The sequence below is a fragment of the Rhizobium sp. P44RR-XXIV genome (assembly GCF_001999485.2).
GTDB lineage: Bacteria > Pseudomonadota > Alphaproteobacteria > Rhizobiales > Rhizobiaceae > Rhizobium.
In genome coordinates this window covers 1249226-1269301 of record NZ_MPVZ02000029.1, presented here as the reverse complement: position 1 = coordinate 1269301, position 20076 = coordinate 1249226, and the positions used below count along the sequence as shown (strand labels likewise).

Annotated in this window: 16 protein-coding genes and 1 pseudogene; 13 read left to right on the top strand and 4 right to left on the bottom strand. The window is 61.5% G+C overall.

From position 1 onward, the window contains the following. Positions 1-4 precede the first annotated feature (4 nt). Positions 5-955, bottom strand: coding sequence for a LysR family transcriptional regulator (locus BSK43_RS31880; protein ID WP_077467488.1), 951 nt, complete (start codon positions 953-955; stop codon positions 5-7). A 98-nt stretch (positions 956-1053) separates the two neighbouring features. Between BSK43_RS31880 and BSK43_RS31875 the strand changes: the two genes are divergently transcribed. The 9 genes and pseudogenes from BSK43_RS31875 (at position 1054) to BSK43_RS31835 (ending at position 10433) form a co-directional block, all read left to right on the top strand. Then, positions 1054-1929, top strand: a complete 876-nt coding sequence (locus BSK43_RS31875) for a dioxygenase (protein WP_077467487.1) — start codon at positions 1054-1056, stop codon at positions 1927-1929. Then, a pseudogene (locus tag BSK43_RS31870) lies at positions 1926-2986 on the top strand (maleylacetate reductase). Before BSK43_RS31875 ends, BSK43_RS31870 begins: the two are co-directional and overlap by 4 nt. Before the next feature lie 56 nt (positions 2987-3042). Beyond that, entirely contained in the window at positions 3043-4323 is a 1281-nt protein-coding gene (locus BSK43_RS31865) for an ABC transporter substrate-binding protein (protein WP_077467486.1), read from the top strand. 50 nt (positions 4324-4373) lie between these two features. Next, entirely contained in the window at positions 4374-5093 is a 720-nt protein-coding gene (locus BSK43_RS31860) for an ABC transporter ATP-binding protein (protein WP_077467485.1), read from the top strand. After that, entirely contained in the window at positions 5093-5815 is a 723-nt protein-coding gene (locus BSK43_RS31855) for an ABC transporter ATP-binding protein (protein WP_077467484.1), read from the top strand. The genes BSK43_RS31860 and BSK43_RS31855 overlap by 1 nt, the downstream gene beginning before the upstream one ends. Then, positions 5802-6665 (top strand): branched-chain amino acid ABC transporter permease, encoded by an 864-nt coding sequence (locus BSK43_RS31850; protein WP_077467483.1) that lies wholly within the window; start codon positions 5802-5804, stop codon positions 6663-6665. Before BSK43_RS31855 ends, BSK43_RS31850 begins: the two co-directional genes overlap by 14 nt. Positions 6666-6672: 7 nt before the next feature. Continuing rightward, complete coding sequence (locus BSK43_RS31845; protein WP_136687397.1) at positions 6673-7788, top strand: branched-chain amino acid ABC transporter permease; 1116 nt, start codon at positions 6673-6675, stop codon at positions 7786-7788. Beyond that, positions 7781-9535, top strand: a complete 1755-nt coding sequence (locus BSK43_RS31840; RefSeq protein ID WP_077467481.1) for an FAD-dependent monooxygenase — start codon at positions 7781-7783, stop codon at positions 9533-9535. Before BSK43_RS31845 ends, BSK43_RS31840 begins: the two co-directional genes overlap by 8 nt. Before the next feature lie 7 nt (positions 9536-9542). Then, on the top strand, positions 9543-10433 hold the full coding sequence (locus BSK43_RS31835) for an intradiol ring-cleavage dioxygenase (protein WP_077467480.1): 891 nt from the start codon (positions 9543-9545) through the stop codon (positions 10431-10433). Positions 10434-10459: 26 nt separating this feature from the next. On the opposite strand, the gene BSK43_RS31830 is transcribed toward BSK43_RS31835, so the two are convergent. Next, complete coding sequence (locus tag BSK43_RS31830) at positions 10460-11131, bottom strand: TetR/AcrR family transcriptional regulator (RefSeq protein ID WP_077467479.1); 672 nt, start codon at positions 11129-11131, stop codon at positions 10460-10462. Positions 11132-11213: 82 nt separating this feature from the next. Here BSK43_RS31830 and BSK43_RS31825 point away from each other — a divergent pair, with 82 nt between their 5' ends. Together BSK43_RS31825 and BSK43_RS31820 are read left to right on the top strand one after the other, a co-directional pair. Continuing rightward, a complete protein-coding gene (locus BSK43_RS31825; RefSeq protein WP_077467478.1) occupies positions 11214-12350 on the top strand; it encodes an NAD(P)/FAD-dependent oxidoreductase in 1137 nt (378 codons plus the stop codon). A 166-nt stretch (positions 12351-12516) separates the two neighbouring features. Next, positions 12517-13986 carry a hypothetical protein gene (locus BSK43_RS31820; RefSeq protein ID WP_077467477.1) on the top strand — a complete coding sequence of 490 codons (1470 nt, stop codon included), beginning with the start codon at positions 12517-12519 and terminating at the stop codon, positions 13984-13986. On the opposite strand, the gene BSK43_RS31815 is transcribed toward BSK43_RS31820, so the two are convergent. Further along, positions 13939-15081 carry a glycosyltransferase family 4 protein gene (locus BSK43_RS31815; RefSeq protein ID WP_077467476.1) on the bottom strand — a complete coding sequence of 381 codons (1143 nt, stop codon included), beginning with the start codon at positions 15079-15081 and terminating at the stop codon, positions 13939-13941. The two genes, BSK43_RS31820 and BSK43_RS31815, sit on opposite strands and share 48 nt — an antisense overlap. Beyond that, positions 15078-16490 carry a lipopolysaccharide biosynthesis protein gene (locus BSK43_RS31810; RefSeq protein ID WP_077467475.1) on the bottom strand — a complete coding sequence of 471 codons (1413 nt, stop codon included), beginning with the start codon at positions 16488-16490 and terminating at the stop codon, positions 15078-15080. Before BSK43_RS31810 ends, BSK43_RS31815 begins: the two co-directional genes overlap by 4 nt. A 242-nt stretch (positions 16491-16732) precedes the next feature. Here BSK43_RS31810 and BSK43_RS31805 point away from each other — a divergent pair, with 242 nt between their 5' ends. Then, entirely contained in the window at positions 16733-18895 is a 2163-nt protein-coding gene (locus BSK43_RS31805; RefSeq protein WP_077467474.1) for a GumC family protein, read from the top strand. A 23-nt stretch (positions 18896-18918) separates the two neighbouring features. Then, entirely contained in the window at positions 18919-20019 is a 1101-nt protein-coding gene (locus BSK43_RS31800) for a cellulase family glycosylhydrolase (RefSeq protein ID WP_246662749.1), read from the top strand. Positions 20020-20076 lie beyond the last annotated feature (57 nt).

The window sequence follows — 20076 nt, the reverse complement described above, 5'->3', positions numbered from 1 at the left end:
CTTCTCAAAGCCCCCAGATCACCGACTCTTCATGCCGTTTGATCAGATGACGAAGGTTCTGGAAGCCGGAGCGGACGAATTCGGCAAACTGGTCGACGGCCGGAGAATGCGGCGCGTCGACCCGCGTGAGGATGGCAAGGGCGCGTTCCGGGTGGGGAATTGTGATCGGCAGGGCCGTGATCGTCTTTTCCTTGCGCTGCGCAAACACCACGCTATGCGGCATGATCGTCAGGGCATCCGCTGCCTTCAGATAGTTGATGACGCTCATGAGCGAGCCGCCCGAATAGCGGATCTTGATTTCGGTCGCGCCGAAGGAAAGCAGCAGGGCGCGCAGATCCGCCAGCAGCGGACTACCGGGCGGCGGCGCGATCCAGGGATAGTCGAGAAGATGACTCGGCTGCGGCCGCCGCTTCAGCAACAACGGGTGCGTCACCCGGCAGGCAACGACATTGCGTCCTGGGAGGATCTGTTGAAATTCGAGCCCGGACCCCTCGTCGAGAATGTCGATCGGGCAGATGGCCAGGTCGATTTGGTCGGCCTTGAGGGCGGCGCGAAGATCGGGGAAGTAGCCATAGCTCTGGTCGATGCGCACATCCGGATGGCTGGCTTGGAATTCGGCGCAGAGGCCGGCGATCAGCGCATCCATGAAGAATGGCGTGCCGCCGATCCGCACGACGCCGCTCTTGCCCACCCTGAAGCTTTCGACGAGATCGGATGCCTTGCGCGAGGCCGCCAGCATGACCAGCCCATGCTCGGCGAGCGACAGGCCAAGCGGCGTCGGCTGCAACGGCCGCCGGCCCCTGATGAAGAGCGGTTCGCCGACGCGTTTTTCCAGCATGGACAAGGTGCGCGAAACGGCCGGCTGCGCCAACCCCAACAAGGCGGCGCCTTCCGTTACACCGCCTGTCTTCACGACGGCGGCAAGCTGAATGAGGTGGCGTTCGTCGAATTTCATAACGATCTGTTATACTGATAGGCAACAAAATCATCAATCCACGCATTTTCCGCTGCTAATGTTTCCTCAAGCTGCACGGCAGATTTTGGAGGAAGAGCATGGCGGGGCATGCCAAGGCGCTCACATTCAGCGAAGCGACGTCATCGGAGGCTTTCTCCGAGCGCTTCTCCGCAAACGGCGATGGCAATCTGCCACGGCTGATTGCCGCTGCCGTGACCCATGTGCATGACCTCATCAAGCAGTTTCGTCCCACCCAGGACGAGTGGCGCCAGCTCATTGCATTTCTGACCGAGGTCGGTCACGCCTCCGACGAGCGGCGCCAGGAATGGGTGCTTCTGTCCGATCTCATCGGCGCCTCGGCCCTGGTCGAAGAGATCAATTCCCGGCGCCCAAAGGCGGCGACGCCAAACACCATTCGTGGGCCATTCTTCCGCAACGATGCGCCGGAGCGAGCCTCCGGGTCCTCGATCTCGCTAGATGGCGTTGGCGAGCCGCTGATGGTTTCCGCGCGGGTGCAGGATCTGGATGGCCTGCCGATCGCCGGCGCCGAGATCATCACCTGGCAGGCCAATGGCGAGGGCTTCTATGAAAACCAGCAGCCCGACCTGCAGCCGGAACACAATCTGCGCGGCCTTTTTCGCACGAATGCGGACGGACGTTTCCATTACCGCTCGGTGATGCCGGCGGGTTACGGCGTGCCGGATGACGGGCCGGTCGGGCGGTTGCTTGCCGAGGCCGGCTATCCGCTGCGCCGCCCGGCGCATCTGCATTTCGTCGTGCGCGCCAAGGGTTTTGAGACGATCACGACCCATATCTACGATGCGAGCGACCCGCATCTTGCCGAGGATGCCCTCTTCGGCGTGCGGCCGGAACTCGTCACCAGTTTCGAAGCCGCCGACATCGGCGGACAACGCGGCAAGACAGCAAATCTCACCTTTGTCATGGTCAGAGCAAAGCCGGGGAGAGCAGGATGACTCACGATTTTTCCTATGCGGGCAGCCCGGCCCAGATCGTCTTTGGAGCTGGCAGCAGAAGCGCGGTTGCCGAATGGATCGCAAAGGCCGGCTGCAAGCGCGCTTTGGTCCTGTCGACGCCGCACCAGAAGGCCGATGCCGAGGCGCTCGCTCGCGAGATCGGCCTGCTCGCCTGCGGCGTCTTCACGGGCGCCACCATGCACACGCCTGTCGATGTCACTAAGGCTGCGATGAAGGTTGTGGCGGAAACCGGTGCGGATTGTGTCGTTTCGCTCGGGGGAGGATCGACGACTGGCCTCGGCAAGGCGATCGCCTATCGCACTGATCTTCTCCAGATCGTCATTCCGACAACCTATGCAGGCTCGGAGGTCACGCCGATCCTTGGCCAGACCGAAGGTGGCCGCAAGACGACGGTGCGCGATGCCAGGATCCTGCCGGAAATTGTCATTTACGATCCCTTGCTGACACTCGGTCTGCCGGTGGTGATGAGCGTGACGAGCGGTCTGAACGCCATGGCTCATGCGGTCGAGGCGCTTTACGCGCGCGACCGCAATCCGATTTCGAGCCTGATGGCGCTGGAAGGCCTGCGCGCCTTTGCGCGGAGCCTGCCTGCTATCGTGAGTGATCCGAAGAACGCTGAGGCCCGCAGCGATGCACTTTATGGCGCCTGGCTCTGCGGGTCGGTGCTCGGCACCGTCGGTATGGCGCTGCATCACAAAATCTGCCACACGCTGGGCGGCTCCTTTGATACGCCGCACGCGGAAACCCATGCGGTGATGCTGCCGCATACCGCCGCGTTCAATGCAGCCGCGGCCGCATCGGAACTGGCGGAGGCGGCCGGCATCTTCGGCGGTCGATCGGCGGTGGGCTCTGGGATTTCGCCAAGGCGATCGGAGCGCCGCTGTCGCTCAAGGAATTCGGACTGACGGAAGCCGATCTTGATCGCGCGGCCTCGATCGCAGTCGAAAATCCCTATTGGAATCCGCGGCCGATCGACCAGGGTTCGATCAGGACACTCTTGCAGGATGCATGGGAGGGCCGGCGACCAGTCGGCTGAGACATCGGCGCCTTTTGGCGCACTCTTTGGGAGGAGAGACAATGAGGGGAGGAAACATGTTCACGAGACGCGATTTTCTGAAGACGACGGCTGCCGGTGGTGCCGTGCTGGCGGTGCCAGGCCTAGCCATGCCGGCCATTGCCAAGGATGCGGCGATCAAGCTCGGCTATGTCAGCCCGCAGACGGGGCCACTCGCCGGCTTCGGCGAGGCTGACAAGTTCGTCATCGATGCCTTCCTGGCAACGACCAAGGCAAAGGGTCTCAACTACGAGGTCGTGGTGAAGGACAGCCAGTCCAACCCCAACCGCGCGGCAGAAGTCGCAAAGGAGTTGATCGTCGACGACCAGATCAATTTGATGCTGGTCTCCTCGACGCCGGAAACGACCAATCCGGTCTCCACGACCTGCGAGGCAGAAGAGATGCCCTGCATCTCCACTGTCGCTCCCTGGCAGCCCTGGTTCATCGGCCAGCAAGGCAATCCGGGCGATCCGGCTTCATGGAAGCCCTTCAACTATGCCTACCACTTTTTCTGGGGTCTGGAGGATATCATCGCCGTCTTCACCGGCATGTGGGGCCAGATCGAGACCAACAAGAAGGTCGGTGGCCTGTTCCCGAACGATGGCGACGGCAATGCCTGGGGCGACAAGGTCGTCGGTTTTCCGCCGGTTCTCGATAGGCTCGGCTACGGGCTCACGGATACCGGCCGCTATCAGAACCTGACGGATGATTTCTCCGCGCAGATCAACGCCTTCAAGCAGGCAGGCACCGATATCCTGACCGGCGTCATGATCCCGCCCGACCTCACGACATTCTGGAACCAGGCCAAGCAGCAGGGCCTGAAGCCGAAGGTCGCCTCGATCGGAAAGGCACTTCTCTTCCCGCAGACCGTCGAGGCGCTCGGAAATGCCGGGCACAATCTGTCGACCGAAGTCTGGTGGACGCCGACGCATCCATTCAAGTCATCCCTGACCGGCGAGACCGCTGCCGCCGTCGCCGCCGCCTTCACCAAGGCCACCGGCCGGCCATGGACCCAGCCGATCGGCTTTGCCCATGCACTGTTCGAACTAGCCGTCGATGTTATGAAGCGCGCCGGTGATGCCGGCGATGCGGAAACGGTCGCCAAGGCGATCGGCGAAACGAAGCTCGATACGCTCGTCGGGCCGATTGCCTGGGGCAATGAGAAGCTTCCCCCCTTCGCCCGGAAGAATGTCGCCAAGACGCCGCTGGTCGGCGGACAATGGCGGCTGAAATCGGGCGGTGGCTACGATCTCGTGGTTGTCGAAAATGGGTTGGCGCCGAATGTGCCGCTCGGCGGCAAGCTCGAAGCGCTCGCGTGAGAGGACGGCTGCCCGGCCTTGCGTCGGGCCTCCTCCAATGGAGAACGACAATGCCCATACTGGAATTGAACGGAGTCTCGAAATCCTTCGGCGCGCTCGTCGTCGCCGAGGATATCGGCTTCTCTGTCGAACCGGGGGAAGCACTCGGGATCATCGGGCCGAACGGCGCCGGCAAGTCGACGCTGTTCAACCTGATCAACGGCAACCTCTCCGTGGCCCGCGGATCGATCCGCTTCGACGGTCGCGATGTCACCCACACGCCGCCGATGCAGCGCTGCTTTGCCGGCATGGGCCGCACCTTCCAGATCCCGCAGCCTTTCGAACGTTTGACTGTTTACGAAAACTTGCTGGTCGCCGGCGCCTTTGGGGCGCAAGCGACCGAGAGAAACGTCTCGGATCTTTGCGCGGATATCCTCGTCGAGACCGGCTTGATCGCCAAGGCGAACATGCCGGCGGGATCGTTGACCCTCCTGGAACGCAAGCGCCTGGAGCTGGCCCGGGCCTTGGCGACCCAGCCGAAGCTGCTGCTTCTCGACGAAATCGCGGGCGGCCTGACGGAGGGCGAGTGCCGCCAGCTCGTCGCCACCATCAAGCGGGTTCACCAGCGCGGTATTGCAATCATCTGGATCGAGCATGTGCTGCATGCGCTGACGGCCGTGGTTCAGCGCATTCTCGTGCTGAATTTCGGCCGGGTGATCGGCATTGGCGAGCCGGAAGCCATCATGGCCTCAAGCGAAGTGCGCGAGATCTATCTGGGGATGGAAGTCTGATGGCGAGCCTTATCGAAACCCATGGCCTCATGGCCTCCTACGGCGATTTCCAGGCTGTGCTTGGCGTTGATCTCCTTCTGGAGGCCGGCGAGACCATCGCCGTCATCGGCGCGAATGGCGCCGGCAAGTCAACGCTGATGCGTTCCATCGCTGCAGTGATCGCCAACAGTCCGGATATGATCCTGCATCGCGGCGAGCCGATCGGGGCATTGGCCGCTTCGGATGTGGTGCGACGTGGCATCGCGCTTGTGCCGGAAGGGCGCAAGCTCTTTCCGTCGCTGACGGTTGAGGAAAACTTGCAGATCGGCCGTTACGGCCGCAGGGTCAAGGGTCCCTGGACGCTGGAAAGCATCTACGCCCTGTTTCCGATCCTGAAGGAGCGGCGACGCAATCCGGCGACTGCACTTTCCGGAGGCCAGCAGCAGATGGTGGCGATCGGACGGGCGCTGATGTCCAATCCCGAAGTGCTGCTCTGCGACGAGCTGAGCCTCGGTCTCGCCCCCGTTGTTATCAAGGACATTTATGCCGCCTTTTCCCAGATCCGGGCCGCAGGTGCGGCCATCGTCATCGTCGAGCAGGATATCGCGCAGGCGCTGAAGGTCGCCGATCGCGTCTATTGCATGATGGAAGGCCGCATCACTCTGGAGGGTCGCCCGGCGGAGCTCGATCGCGCCGATATCCATGCAGCCTATTTTGGAGCAGAGACCCATGAACTGGCTTGATACGCTTCTTCAAGGCGTGCTGCTGGGCGGCCTTTATGCGCTGTTTGCGGCGGGGCTGAGCCTCGTCTTCGGCATCATGCGGCTCGTCAATCTTGCCCATGGCGATCTCATCGTGCTGGCCGCCTTCCTGATCCTGACGCTTGTCTCCCTGCTTGGGCTCAATCCCTTCCTGGCGGCGCTGATCGCCGCGCCCCTGATGTTCGCAGTCGGCTGGCTGCTGCAATATCATCTGCTGAACCGCACGCTCGGCAAGGACATTCTGCCGCCCTTGCTCGTCACCTTCGGTCTGTCGATCGTCATCCAGAACGGACTTCTCGAGGGCTTTACGGCCGACAGCCGGCGGATCTCGGCTGGCGCTCTGGAAACCGCTTCTGTGCAATTCGGCGGCATCAATGCCGGCGTGATGCCACTCATCACCTTTGCCTCGGCCGTTCTTGTCATCATCGCTCTTAATCAGCTCATTTACCGCACCGAACTCGGCCGGGCCTTCCGCGCGACTTCGGATGATGTGGTTACGGCGAGCCTGATGGGCATCCGGCCGAACTCCATCTTCGCCATCGCCACCGGGCTTGCGATGATGATCGTGACGGTAGCGGCGCTCTATCTCGGCATGCGGGCGAATTTCGATCCGACGGCAGGGCCGGCGCGGCTGATCTATGCCTTTGAAGTCGTCATCATCGGCGGCCTCGGCTCGCTCTGGGGCACGCTTGCCGGCGGCATCATCCTGGGGGTCGCGCAGACCATGGGAGCGACGATCAATCCCGAATGGCAGATCCTTGCCGGACACATTGCCTTCCTCTGCGTGCTTCTCTTCCGGCCGCGCGGCCTGTTCCCTCGAGCAGTGGATTGAGGCGGCCATGACTAAAGGTTTCGAAACCATGTCGACCGAGATTGAAACGCCGCCAGGCTGGCAGGTCGAGACGCGGACGCGACTCTCCGGCATCTTCGCCGTCCTTGCTATCGCTGCCGTCGTGGTTCTGGCGGCGGCTCCGTTCGTCGCTTCGCGCGGCGTCGTGCAGGATCTGTTTTTCATTCTCACCATGCTGGCACTGGCGCAGAGCTGGAACCTGCTCGCCGGCTATGCCGGTCTCATCTCGGTCGGACAACAACTCTTCGTCGGCTGCGGCGCCTACGCGCTGTTCGGCTTCGTCATTCTCGCCGGCATCGACCCGATCCTCGCCATTCCGCTGGCCGGGCTCTTCGCGATGTTGATCGCCGCGCCGGCCGCCTTCTTTTCCTTCCGTCTCTACGGTCCCTATTTCGCGATCGGCACCTGGGTCATTGCCGAAGTCGGGCGGCTGCTTTTTGCCCAGTGGAAGATGCTGGGTGGTGGAACAGGAACCTCGCTACCGCGCGAAGCCACCAAGGACATGCTGGGTATCTCGCTGCTGCAGGACTGGTTCGGCATGCGCTCGGCAGCGGCGGCCGATGCGCTTGCCTACTGGCTGGCGCTGGCGCTCACGGCGCTGACGATCGGCTTCATCTACAGGCTGCTACGCAGCAAGCAGGGCCTCGGCCTTGCCGCCGTTCGCGATAACGAGACGGCCGCCCGCGCGCTCGGTGTCGATGCGCTCCGTTTGAAGATCGTCGTCTATCTGGCGACGGCCTTTCTGACTGGCATGGTCGGCGCGCTCATCTATCTGCAGAAGGCGCGGATATCGCCCGACGCTGCTTTCTCGCTCACCGACTGGACGGCCTATGTCGTCTTCATTGTCGTCATCGGCGGCATTGGCACCATCGAAGGGCCGCTGGTCGGCGTGCTCGTCTTCTTCCTGCTGCAGAATGCCTTTTCGAGCTACGGCTCCTGGTATCTGCTGGCTCTGGGCGCGCTTGCCATCGTGACGATGCTGTTTGCGCCACGGGGCCTCTGGGGGCTCATCTCCAGCCGCACCGGCTGGGAACTTTTTCCGGTTCGCCGCCTGCTGAAGGGCGGACCTATTCTGAATGATGAAAAGGGAGGGCCACATGGCTGATATTACCACCGACGTTCTGATCATTGGCACGGGACCCGCCGGCTCGGCGACATCAGCGCTGCTTGCGACCTACGGTCTCGAGCCGATGGTGATCAACCGCTATCGCTGGCTGGCGATCACGCCGCGTGCGCACATCACCAACCAGCGCACGATGGAGGTTCTGCGCGATCTCGGCCGCGACGTGGAGGAGGAGGCCTATCTCTTTGCGGTCGAGCAGGACCTGATGGGGCAGAACGTCTTCTGCACGGCGGTTGCCGGCGAAGAGATCGGCCGCATGCAGAGCTGGGGCAACCATCCCTTGTCGCGCGCCGAGCATCTGCTGTCTTCGCCTGCCCATATGAACGATCTGCCGCAGACCTATATGGAGCCGCTCTTGTTCAAGACCGCTTGCTCGCGCGGCGCGCAGGCTCGCATGTCGACAGAATATCTGCGCCACGTCCAGGATGCCGAAGGTGTCACGACGACCTGTCTCGACCGCCTGACCGGCAAGGAACTGACCATCCGTTCGAAGTTCCTGATCGGGGCCGATGGCGGCAACTCGAAAGTGGCCGAGCATGCCGGCCTGACCTTCGAAGGCAAGATGGGCGTTGCCGGCTCGATGAATATCCTGTTCGAGGCCGATCTCTCGCGCTATGTCGCCCATCGGCCGTCGGTCCTTTACTGGGTGCTGCAGCCCGGCGCCGATGTCGGCGGCATCGGCATGGGTCTGGTGCGCATGGTCAGGCCATGGAACGAATGGCTGATCGTCTGGGGCTATGATATCAACCAGCCGCCGCCCGAGGTCGACGATGCCTTCGCCACGAAGGTCGTGCGCGAACTGGTCGGCGTTGCCGACCTCAAGCCGAAGATCAAATCCGTCTCGACCTGGACCGTCAACAACATGTACGCGACCACAATGTCGAACGGCCGGGTGTTCTGCATGGGCGATGCCGTTCATCGCCATCCGCCTTCGAATGGCCTCGGCTCCAACACCTCGATCCAGGACGGCTTCAATCTCGCCTGGAAGCTCGCACTGGTGCTCAAGGGTCAGGCCGGCATTGGCCTGCTCGACAGCTACCAGGCCGAGCGTGCGCCGGTCGCCAAGCAGATCGTCACCCGTGCCAACAAATCGATCGAGGAATTCGGGCCGATCTTCAAGTCACTGGGCCTGCTCGATTCCGTCGATCCAGTGAAGATGCAGCAGAATATGGATGCGCGCTGCGACGACACCGCCGATGCCGAGCGCCAGCGTAAGGCCATCCGCGAGGCGATCGCGCACAAGGTCTATGAGTTCGATGCGCATGGCGTGGAGATGAACCACCGCTATGCCTCGAATGCCGTGGTCAAGGACGGTCAGCCGGAACCCGCCTTCGAGAAGGACCCGGAATTGCATTTTCAGCCAACGAGCTGGCCTGGTGCGCGGTTGCCGCATGCGTGGCTGTTCAACGACAGCGGCGCGAAGGTATCGAGCCTCGATCTCACCGGCCACGGCACCTTCACGGTGCTGACCGGCATCGGCGGCGACGGCTGGGTCGCGGCGGCAAAGGCATTGTCAAAGGAGCTGAAGCTGCCGATCGCGGTCCACAGAATAGGTCCGCGGCAAGAGTGGCAAGACCTGACCGGAGACTGGGCGCGCGCCCGCGAGATCAGCGATTCCGGCGTGCTGCTCGTACGTCCCGACCATCATGTCGCCTGGCGCTCCGACGCGGCGGTTGACGACCCGGAACGCGAGCTGCATCGCGTTCTGAAGACAATTCTGGATTTGTGAGGCGACAATGAGCGTGCAAGAAAAAGGCTATTTCACCGAGGAAAATTCCGTCGAGGTTGTTACCGGCCGCAACGCGAATGCGCGGGATGCGCGGCTGAAGCAGGTGATGGAAGTCGTCACTCGCAAGCTGCACGAGGCGGTGAAGGAGCTGGAGCCGACCCAGGACGAATGGATGGAAGCGATCTTCTTCCTCACCCGCACCGGCCATACCTGCACGGACTGGCGGCAGGAATTCATCCTGCTATCGGATGTGCTTGGCGTGTCGATGCTGGTCGATGCGATCAACAATCGCAAGCCGTCAGGCGCATCCGAAAGCACAGTCCTTGGCCCCTTCCATGTGGCCGATGCGCCGGAATTGCCCATGGGCGCCAATATCTGCCTCGACCAGAAGGGCGAGGATATGGTGATCAGCGGCCGCATCCTCGATACGGATGGCAAGCCGATCGAAAATGCGGTGCTCGATGTCTGGCAGGCCAATGACGAAGGATTCTACGACGTACAGCAGAAGGGCATCCAGCCCGATTTCAACCTGCGCGGTGTCTTCCGCACCGGCAAGGACGGACGCTACAGGTTCCGGGCGGTAAAGCCGAAATACTATCCGATCCCGGATGACGGTCCGGTGGGGAAGTTGCTCGAAGCACTCGGCCGCCATCCCTACCGCCCCGCCCACCTGCACTACATCATCAAGGCTGATGGCTTCGAGACGCTGACCACCCATATCTTCGATCCCGATGACCCCTACATCCACTCCGATGCGGTGTTCGGCGTCAAGGAAAGTCTGCTTGCCGAGTTCAGGCTGACCGATGATCCGGCACGCGCGAAGGAGCTCGAATTCTCGGGAACGTTCTGGCAAGTCGAGCACGATTTCGTTCTGGCGCCCGATCACAAGCGAAGCTAGCCAAAGGGGTCTCCATCCAGGTCGGGCTATCGTGTACTTTCGATGCCGGCCAGGATGAGGTTGATGCCGGCAAGAAACTGCTCTTGATCGTCATGCTCGGGTATCTGCGCCGCCACCTGATGCACGAATGGATATTCTGCGGGATCGTGCTGTGTCCATCGCGCGGCGATGCTTGCCAGAAATGCCGAGCGATCCACCTCGCGCGGAAGAAGGCGGGCGTTCGCGGCATTCTGGCCGGCGACGCCGAGGATGTAGTTCAGAAGCACAGAGGCGGCGTCGAACTGCGCCTGTTCGGGAACACCGAGCGCCCGGAGCCGGCCGCCAATGCCTTCGAAGATCTGCAGCATCGCCGTCTGCCACGGCTCTCGGGAGAGCTGGGTGCCGACCCAGGGGTGGATGTCGATGACATTGAACACGCCAAGGGCGATGGCGCGGATCCCCTCCCGCGCGTCGGCATCATTGAGGCTCGCACCTAAAGTCCGGGCGACAATATGGTTGGCTGCTGCCGTCAGCAGCTCATTCTTGTCGGCAACGTGCCAATAGATCGCTCCGCTCCCTGTCGCCAGGCGAGCAGCAAGTGCGCGGAAGGTCAGGGCGTTCTCACCATCCTTATCGAGGATTTCGATCGCAGCCTCGACGATCCGCTCCTTCGAGAGCGCGTCGGTACGCCGGTCTGTCCTTTGGTTTTTTGTCCGCATGAGTCTGATCCTGACATAATTGGAACAATGTTCCAATCCATATCTATGGAACGTTGTTCCAAAAGATCAGAAAGACAATCCAATGACGATATCAGTGACAATTGTCGGCGCGGGCCTGGGTGGCCTCGTTCTCGCACGCGTCCTGCATATTCATGGCATTCCCGTAACGATCTACGAGGCGGAGCCTTCGGCCGAGGCTCGCACGCAGGGAGGCCAACTCGATATCCACGAGCACAACGGGCAGCTTGCGCTCGACGCGGCCGGCCTCACCCAGGAGTTCCGCGCGATCATTCACGAGGGCGCCCAGGCGACGCGGGTGCTCGACCAGCACGGGAAGCTGCTGTTCGAGGAGGCCGATGACGGCACGGGTGGACGTCCCGAAGTGCTTCGCGGCGATCTGCGAAGGATTCTCCTTGAATCCCTGCCTGCGGAAACCATCCAATGGGGCAAGAAACTTGCAAGCGTGGCGACCTTAGGCGGAGGGCAGCGTGAGCTGGCATTCGCGGATGGCTCAACAGTTAAGACCGAGTTCCTCGTCGGTGCGGACGGCGCATGGTCGAAGGTGCGGCCGCTGCTATCGGACGCCAAACCGGTCTATGCCGGCGCGACATTCTTCGAAACCTATCTCTACGACGCCGACGAGCGGCATCCTGCGGCCGCTGAAGCGGTTGGCAGTGGGGCGCTGTTTGTTGCCTCGCCGGGAAAGGGGATCTTCGCGCATCGTGAGGCGGGGGGAGTTCTTCACACCTATGTCCAGCTCAGCCGCCCTGTCGAATGGGTTGCCGACATCGACCTTACCGATAGTGCCGCCGCTGCTCGAATTGCGGCTGAATTCGAGGGCTGGGCGCCGGAGTTGACTGCGCTGATCACCGATGGCGACACGCCGCTGGTTCCGCGCATGATCTATACGCTTCCGGACGCGCATCGATGGGATCGCGTACCCGGCGTGACGCTTCTCGGGGATGCCGCGCACCTGATGCCGCCATCCGGCGAGGGCGCAAACCTGGCAATGCTCGACGGCGCCGAACTCGGAAAGGCGATCGTTTCGCATCCCGACGATATCGAGGCGGCACTTGCTGCCTACGAGGCTGACATGTTCCCGCGCAGCGAGGCGGAAGCGGTGGATGCGCATCTGATCCTCGATCTTTGCCTCGGAGAACGCGCACCCTTCGGGCTTGTCGAGTTCTTCAACAGCGGCTTAAAGGGAGATCATGAATGACACGATCTCTAAGGCCAGCTGTCATTTCACGATCGTGGGCATGAGGATTGAAGTGGCTTCCATGCAATGCAACCCTGGAGTAACCCGAAAGTAAGCTTTCTCCACCAAGCTAAGGCTCATCTGGCCCGTGGAGGCCCGCGTGAGGCAGCCACGGACGGGAAGCGCCATGCCATCCATCGACATCATCGTCCCACAATCCGCTCCTCGCCTCTGGCAGGACGTCGTCATCAGGCGGCTGCGGGCTGACGGATATGATGTCGCGGTTTTGCATGCGACGGGATCGGCGGGCTGCCCGGCCATGGTCAATGCCATCCTCGCACTTGAGCGGCGCGTCTTTCGCCGCACCATCCCTGGTCTCGCAACTCCCGTGTCGGCGATACCAGCGAGTCCCCGCAGGGGCTCGGCGGCGTTGAGGCTGGATCTTGTCGGCAATGCCCCACCTTCGGATATTCCCACGATCGCGCTGAGATTCGACAACTCCCCTTTCGATGTCTCGATTACACAGGTGGTAGCGGCAGGCAGATTGCCTGTCATCGAGGCGGTGCTTGATGGCAAAACAGTCGTCGGTCGGGCCTGGCCGATGATCGACAGGCGGGAGTCGGTAGCGCTCGGCATCGAGGACGTGCTTGCCCGAGCGATCACTCTCATTGTTTCGACAGTTCGAGCCTTTACCGAGAGCCGGTTGGCCTTCGGCGAGCCGTTCTCAGAGGCGCCCAGCAAGGACAGCCTCACGGCAGTTGGATTTGCGTCTGCCTATTTGGCGGGATCACTACCCCGGCTTGGCCGCGAGGCAATACGACGAACGCGTTTCCGCCATGCGCACTGGCGCGTCGGTTATCGCTTTACGGATGCGCCGGGTGTCGCTGCGACATGCACCCTTGGCGACGGTTGGTCCGTCCTGCCGGATGACGGCGACCATTTCTATGCAGACCCCTTCGCCTTCCAATGGCATGGGCAGAACTTCCTGTTTGTCGAAGACTATCCGCACGCAACCGGAAAGGCCGTCATATCAGTCGTGCCATTCGATGTGGATGGGAGGCCTCAGGCACCGCGATGCGTCTTGGAGGAGCCGCATCATCTCTCCTACCCGCAGGTATTCGAGCGCGACGGCTCGATCTGGATGCTTCCAGAGGCAAGCGCGAGCGGGAAGCTTACATTATACCGCTCGGTCGAATTTCCGGATCGCTGGGTCGCCGAGGCCGTGCTCATCGAGGGAGAAATCTCCGATGCGACATTGCTCGACCATGGCGGGCGGCTCTGGTTGTTTGCCACCAACCGCGATGGCTATGGCAGTACCTCGGATACTCTGGTGGTTTTCCATGCGTCGAGCCTTGCCGGCCCCTGGACGCCGCATCCGCTCAATCCCATCCTCATCGATCGTCGCATGGCGCGGCCGGGTGGCGCCTTCATCCGTTGCGAGAACGATCGCATCTTCCTGCCGGTGCAGGATGGAACGCTTGGCTACGGCGGCGGGCTCGGTCTCTCCGAGCTGCTGGAATTGAACGATCAGACGGTCCGGCTGTCGGAGCCACGACCAATCGCGGCCGATGGCGACTGGCCCTATCCGAAGATCCATACCCTCAATCGCTCAGGCCGACTGGAAGTTATCGACGGGATCGCAGCCGTGCGGAAATGATTGCGGCGAGAGGAGCGCCTCGTAACCCGCGCACATTCTTGCCGGCGAATATTGTTCCCTGAGCCGCTGTCCGGCCGCCGCGAGGCGGGCTGCAAGCTCTGGCTCGGCTATAAGCTCAGCGAGCCCCTTTGCGATGCCCGCTGCGTTGGCGTTGATGAAGAGTGCCGCCGCGTCGCCATCCTCCGTCGTCAGCACTTCCTTCATGACGGGCAAGTTGCTTGTCACGACAGGCAGGCCGGAGATGGCAGCTTCGACTGCGGCCAGGCCAAAGGTCTCGGTTGTCGAGGCGAAGGCATATGCATCGCCTGCAGCGAGGAACTCGAAAATGCGCGTCGGCGGAACCTCGCCGATCAGATGTAGCCTGTCCTTCACGCCGTGGCTTTTGGCAAAGGCGACAATCGTTTCCCATTCGGGTCCGGTGCCGGCAATCGCCATGTGAATTTCGGGCAGATGAACGAGCGCTCCGACGAGGGCGATCTGGTTTTTCGACGGTGCCATTCGGCCGGACGAGACGGCAAGCCATGCTTCCGGGGGCAGGCCGAAAGCGGCCCGCGCCGCTGCCTTATCGATTGCCTGCGATGGCGCGGAAACGCCGTGGTCAATCCGTAGCGTACGGCGCTGGTAGGCTTGCGGGAAGGTGTCGAATTGTGCCCGCGTCCAACCGGAGTTGACGACGTTTGCATGGTAGGCGCCGAGGGCACCCATCAGCTTGTCGATCTGTGTGAGAATGCCTCTCACGCCTCGTGTCTGCGGCGCCCCGCTCTGGTTCGCGATGATCAGCTTTGCGCTGGCCAGACGTGCGCCTATGGTGCCGAAGATATTGCCATAGTGCTGGAAGGTGATGACCGCGTCTGGCCGTGCGGCGCGCAGATAGCGCGCAAGTCCGATGGCCGCCTTGATTTGTCCAAAGAGGCCTCGTGGTGGCTCGGCGAGGATGAAATCCGCATGGGGGTCGCGGTCATAGACATCGGTTTTCCTGTACATGAACACGGTGCGTATCTCGTGGCCGCGAGCGCGCAGCCCTTCACCCACCATGTCCGATATGCGCTGAGCGCCGCCTGCTTCCGCCTGTGTCTGCACCTGGACGATTTTCATGAGCGGCCTTTCAGGAAGGAACGGGCGGCAAGTGCGTCTTCACCGCCGAAAAAGCCGAGGATCGAGGGATTGATGCCTATGCTGCGCCGCGCGATGAAGACGGCCGTTACACACCAGACAATGATGGTGCCGGAGATGCTCAATGCGGCGCCGATAGGGCCGAGCAAGTAGGTCAGAACCGCCGTCGCGCAGAGCCCGAGGACATTGACGATAACGAGCAGCTTGAAAAGCGCATGCTGCAGGCCCGTCAGTTGCATCAGGATTTCAGTCGGGCCGCAGGCGGTTCCAACGGTGGCGCCGATACCGAAGATGATCAGCGTTATCTGCATCGTCGGCGTGGCATAGGCGGGATTGAAGACCGAGAGTATTAGGTCTCCGAAGAATACAAATACCATCAGCACCGACAATGCGATGACAAAGCCGGCGAAGGCGGCAAGGCTGGTGATGCGCTGCACATGCGGCCTGTCGCCACTATGAAACGCGCCGGAGATTTGCGGAGCCAGCGCCTGGTTGATGCCGTTGAGGGCCAGGACCACGAGCCGCATGGTCCGGTCCGCCACAAAGATCGCACCGGCGGCCTCCGGGCCGAGGATCGCCGCGACAAGCAAGGTACTTGCCTGGCTCAAGGCAGGCGGCAGCGCGGTGACGCCCCAGAGGCCAAGGGTGACAGTCTTGAATTCCCGCTTCTGCTCCCGGGTAAGCGGGCCGCGCTTTGCGCGGATCGTGTCGCGAAACAATACCAGTGTTTGCGGGGCGATGCAGAGAAGCAGCAGGCCTGCGGTCAGATAGGTCGCTGTCACCGCACTCATTTTGATCTGCAGGAAGTGGGCGAGGATGAAGATCGGGATCGCTATCGCCCGCCAGACCACGTCGCGCGGAAGCAGGGCGAATATGAGCGCGTTTTTGGCACGGAGCGCACAAGCGACGAATTCGGACCAGCCGAGCGCGAAAGCAAGCACTGTCGTCGCGATGCAGATCGATAGCCACTCGGGTGTCTGCGCACCCGCAAGTGGTAGAAATCCGATAACAGCAATGAGCAGGCTGAAGCTAGCGAGCCCGGCGAGCGCGACGAGGATGGAGCGCGCCATCATGCCGTTGGCCGAATTGAGGTCGTTATTTCCCGCATATTGCGGCCAAAAGCGCAGGACCGCACTTTGCTGACCGACGATGGAGAAGAACGAGGTCAGGCTGGCTCCGGCATAGGCAGCGCTGTAAAGGCCGAACTGTCGCTCATCGGTGGTCATGGCCACCGTTACGAACATCAGGAAAGAGAGGCCTGCACTGGCAAGCTTAATCACGCTTGCCACAGCTCCGCTTCTCGCAAGTGCGCCTATAGATTGGCGCAGATTGTTCGCGGGAGGGGATATTTCGGCCGATATAGTATTGTGACTACTTACTTTGTCACTCAACGTCGTAATCCTGCACTGATTAACTCGGGCTCTACGGCCGATAAGTCTTAAAATAAGATGTATCTCTAATATCTTAAGTTCTCATGGTGGCGCCAGCGCGAACTGGCAACATGGTTACTTGCGATGTCTCATCTCGATCACACGCACCGGTATAAATTCAACGGATGATTAACATTATTCACTAATACTGAATTTAACCATCCGGGGCGAGCCGAGGACCCGCGGCAGCGGAGCAACACAGAATGAAGCCGTTTAGCATTGACGAACGCACGCTGCCGCCGCTGCTCGACGTCGGTGCCGTATGGACGATCCTTTGGCAGCGCCGTTTGACGGTGTTGGCAAGCGTCATCGTCGTGCTGTTGCTGACAGTCGCCTATCTTGCTGTCGCCAAGCCGAGCTACACGGCGACGGCCTCGATCATGATCGATCCGCGTGATTCACATGCCACGAATTTGAACAGCGTGCTCCCCAATATCGGCAGCGACAGCGCTGCTATTGCGAGCCAGGTCTACGTCATTGAATCGCGCGACCTGCTGATAAAGGTCTTCGAAAGCGAAGGCATCGAGAACGATCCCGAATTCTCGAGCGGCGGTTTGCTCTCGCTTGTCGGTCTGGGTAAACGCCCGACGACGGATGAGATCTTCAAGCGGTTCCAGCGCGGCGTGACCGTTGAACGCGCGGGACTTACCTATGTCATCGATGTCAGCTTTGTATCCCGCTATCCTGACAAGGCGGCGCGGATCGCCAACGCGATCGTCAATCGATACAGGACCGGCCTTTCGGGAGAGCGGGAAACCGCCAATAGCGATGTGAATTCGCTGCTTGCCGACAAGATCAGCGGCCTTCAGAAAAATGTCAGCGACGCGGAACGCGAGGTTGGGGATTTCAAGGTCACCCATAAGATACTCGATGCGTCCGCTGGCGGCACCCTGCAATCGCAGATCGATCGGCTCACCGAGCAGTTGAGCGGGGCGCGAAGCGACGCCGATCAGGCCAAGGATAAATATGCCCAGGCGGTTGCCGCCGGCACGTCGCCCGCCGGCCTTGCCAAGCTTTCGGAAATCCTCTCCTCCGAAGCCACGGTGAAACTGCGCGAAAACTACAATCAGCGCGCGGCGGATCTTGCCAATTACGAAGCCACCTACCAATCGCGTCATCCTATCATCAGAAGGCTTCGATCGGAGCTTGATGGAATGCAGGGCCTCATGGCCGTGGAAGCCCAGCGGATCACGCAGGAGTTGAAGGCGAAATCCGATCTGGCGGCACAGAACGTCGTCACCCTTGAGGCCAAGCTCGATGCCCTGCGTCAGCAGCTTGAAAACTCGGATGTCGCGCAGGTGCAGTTGCGGCGTTTCGAAGCGAGGGCTCAGGCGGCCCGAACAGTGCTCGATGATTTTCTGAAGCGCGCGGAGGAGACCTCGCAGATGCAGGGCCTCCAGCTGCAAGAGGCCCGGGTGATAAGCTCTGCGTCGCCGCCCGTACAGCCGACGTGGCCGAAACCATTGCTGCTACTGCCGGTGAGCGCCCTGCTGGGCCTGATCCTGGGATGCGGCCTTGCCATGTTGCGCGGCCCCGTCGGTCAACGGGAAAATGACCCGACAACACCCATACGCAACAGTCTGGAGGGGGTGGAGCCCCACAAGGATAGTGTGCTTGACGTGGTGCGGTCGGAGCCCGTCCCCGTCAATCTTGGAGAATATCGTTTGCCGGGCGTTGCGGGCTCGGGGGCATATTCGAGCATCCGGGCGATGCGGAGACGCTTTTTTCAAGCCGGGAACGAAGCCTTTTCGCGTGATGTTCTGCAACTCATGCGGCGCATCATTCTTCACCTGAAAGAGCACCCGAAACCCTATGTGCTGCTGGTATCCTCGCTGCACACGCCTCTTGCCGCAAGACTTGCCGGCGCCATGGTTGGCATTGGCCTTCAACAGGCCGAGCAGAGCGTGCTTGTGGTTGAATTTGGCAGCCAACCTGGACTGGAAGCACCGAGGCGAAGCGCCAATAGTGTCTTCGTCAGCGGCGCGAGCGGCCTTCGAACAATCGTTTACAACAAGGCTGCCCAGAGAGAGCAGATGGCGGAAACTCGCCTTACCATCGATGACATATTGGCTGACGCGGGTTCTTTCGATTTCGTCCTTCTGATGGCTCCGTCACTCGTCGATAGCGACTGGCAGCCAACGCTTTTTGCCGAGGCAGACCTCATGCTTTTCGCGCTCAGCCCATCGGAGGAGATGTCCGAGGCTGCCAATATGCTTCGGCAGCGCCTCGATACCGATCAGATCGGCCGCAGTGCGACGCTGGTGATCGCGCCAACGCCGGTGGACGCCGCCGAAGGATCGGTGGTGCATCCCATTCGGCCAACCGACGACGGAAATCGGAGCGGCAGGATTGCTGCGAGACGATGAGCGTAACGACTAGGTTATCATCGATGATGATGTCACGCCGGGGCGCTCTCACGCTGGCAGGCGGCTCCATCGTGGCGGCTCTTTCCGGTCCCGCGCGAGCTGCGAACAAACGTCCGGTGCCGTCACGCGGGTTCAATCTGCCGGGCTGGCTCGATAGCAGCGATGGTATCGCTCCGAGTGATGCGGTGCTTGAAGAGCTTCGCCGTCTCGGCTTCGAGACGATCCGGCTACCCATCAACGGCGATCTGATCTCGACGGGTGATGCGGCAGCACTTCGCCGTATCCGCGATGGCGTGACGGCGCTCGTGCAGCACGGTTTCGCTGTCATCGTCGATATGCACCCTTCGGAAAGTCTTCACGCCGCCTTGCGTCTCGATTTCGACGCGGGAGCAGCGAGGGTGGCGCAGGCATGGACGGCGCTTCGCAGCGTCGTCGCCGACCTGCCGCCTGCCTCGGTCTATCCGGAGCTGTTGAACGAGCCGCCAATGGAAAGCGAGGCGTGGCTTGGATTGCGCGACCGGCTGGCCGAAATTGTCCGATCCGGCTGTCCGCTTCATACGCTGATCTGGGGACCGTCGCCTTCGCAGGGCATTTGGGAGATCGGCGAGACGCCGCCGCTTGCCGACGACAACCAGATTGCCGCCGTTCACTTTTACGCGCCGACGGCTTTCACGCATCAGTGCGAAACTTGGGATTCATCGCCGCTTGCGCGGATTTCGAATCTGCCCTTTCCGGCAACGAAAGAAACGCCGAGCGTAGTCGAGCGTATCAATGCGTTGCGTTCAGCTGGAGATGAACAGGCGGCAGCCCTGATCGAGGAGCAATTGTCGACGCCGTGGACGGATGCGGCAATCGCAGCTGAATTCGCACGGCTCAAGCATTGGTCGGAAACCTATGACTGCCCGGTGATCATGAACGAATTTGGCGTGCTGAATTTCTGCGTCGATGCGGAAAGCCGAACGTCCTGGGTCCGTTCCGTGCGCCGGGCGGCGGAAGCAAATCAGGTCGGTTGGATCTATTGGGAGCTCGATCAGGGCTTTGGCTTCATCAAGAGCCGGAGCAGCACGCAGGGTTTCGATTCCTTGATGCTCGCCGCAATGTTCGGAGGCGATGGCGGTGGCTGAGATGCGAAAGGGATCCGACCTTGCCGGACCGCAGCCGGCGTGGATTGATGGAGGCCT

What these genes read in the sequence shown, in the direction of transcription:
- BSK43_RS31800 (WP_246662749.1), top strand. Translation starts at nt 18,919, where the DNA reads ATGATGATGTCACGCCGGGGCGCTCTCACGCTGGCAGGCGGCTCCATC.
- BSK43_RS31860 (WP_077467485.1), top strand. Translation starts at nt 4,374, where the DNA reads ATGCCCATACTGGAATTGAACGGAGTCTCGAAATCCTTCGGCGCGCTC.
- BSK43_RS31865 (WP_077467486.1), top strand. Translation starts at nt 3,043, where the DNA reads ATGTTCACGAGACGCGATTTTCTGAAGACGACGGCTGCCGGTGGTGCC.
- BSK43_RS31855 (WP_077467484.1), top strand. Translation starts at nt 5,093, where the DNA reads ATGGCGAGCCTTATCGAAACCCATGGCCTCATGGCCTCCTACGGCGAT.
- BSK43_RS31805 (WP_077467474.1), top strand. Translation starts at nt 16,733, where the DNA reads ATGAAGCCGTTTAGCATTGACGAACGCACGCTGCCGCCGCTGCTCGAC.
- BSK43_RS31840 (WP_077467481.1), top strand. Translation starts at nt 7,781, where the DNA reads ATGGCTGATATTACCACCGACGTTCTGATCATTGGCACGGGACCCGCC.
- BSK43_RS31820 (WP_077467477.1), top strand. Translation starts at nt 12,517, where the DNA reads ATGCCATCCATCGACATCATCGTCCCACAATCCGCTCCTCGCCTCTGG.
- BSK43_RS31825 (WP_077467478.1), top strand. Translation starts at nt 11,214, where the DNA reads ATGACGATATCAGTGACAATTGTCGGCGCGGGCCTGGGTGGCCTCGTT.
- BSK43_RS31835 (WP_077467480.1), top strand. Translation starts at nt 9,543, where the DNA reads ATGAGCGTGCAAGAAAAAGGCTATTTCACCGAGGAAAATTCCGTCGAG.
- BSK43_RS31850 (WP_077467483.1), top strand. Translation starts at nt 5,802, where the DNA reads ATGAACTGGCTTGATACGCTTCTTCAAGGCGTGCTGCTGGGCGGCCTT.
- BSK43_RS31880 (WP_077467488.1), bottom strand. Translation starts at nt 955, where the DNA reads ATGAAATTCGACGAACGCCACCTCATTCAGCTTGCCGCCGTCGTGAAG.
- BSK43_RS31875 (WP_077467487.1), top strand. Translation starts at nt 1,054, where the DNA reads ATGGCGGGGCATGCCAAGGCGCTCACATTCAGCGAAGCGACGTCATCG.
- BSK43_RS31845 (WP_136687397.1), top strand. Translation starts at nt 6,673, where the DNA reads ATGACTAAAGGTTTCGAAACCATGTCGACCGAGATTGAAACGCCGCCA.
- BSK43_RS31830 (WP_077467479.1), bottom strand. Translation starts at nt 11,131, where the DNA reads ATGCGGACAAAAAACCAAAGGACAGACCGGCGTACCGACGCGCTCTCG.
- BSK43_RS31815 (WP_077467476.1), bottom strand. Translation starts at nt 15,081, where the DNA reads ATGAAAATCGTCCAGGTGCAGACACAGGCGGAAGCAGGCGGCGCTCAG.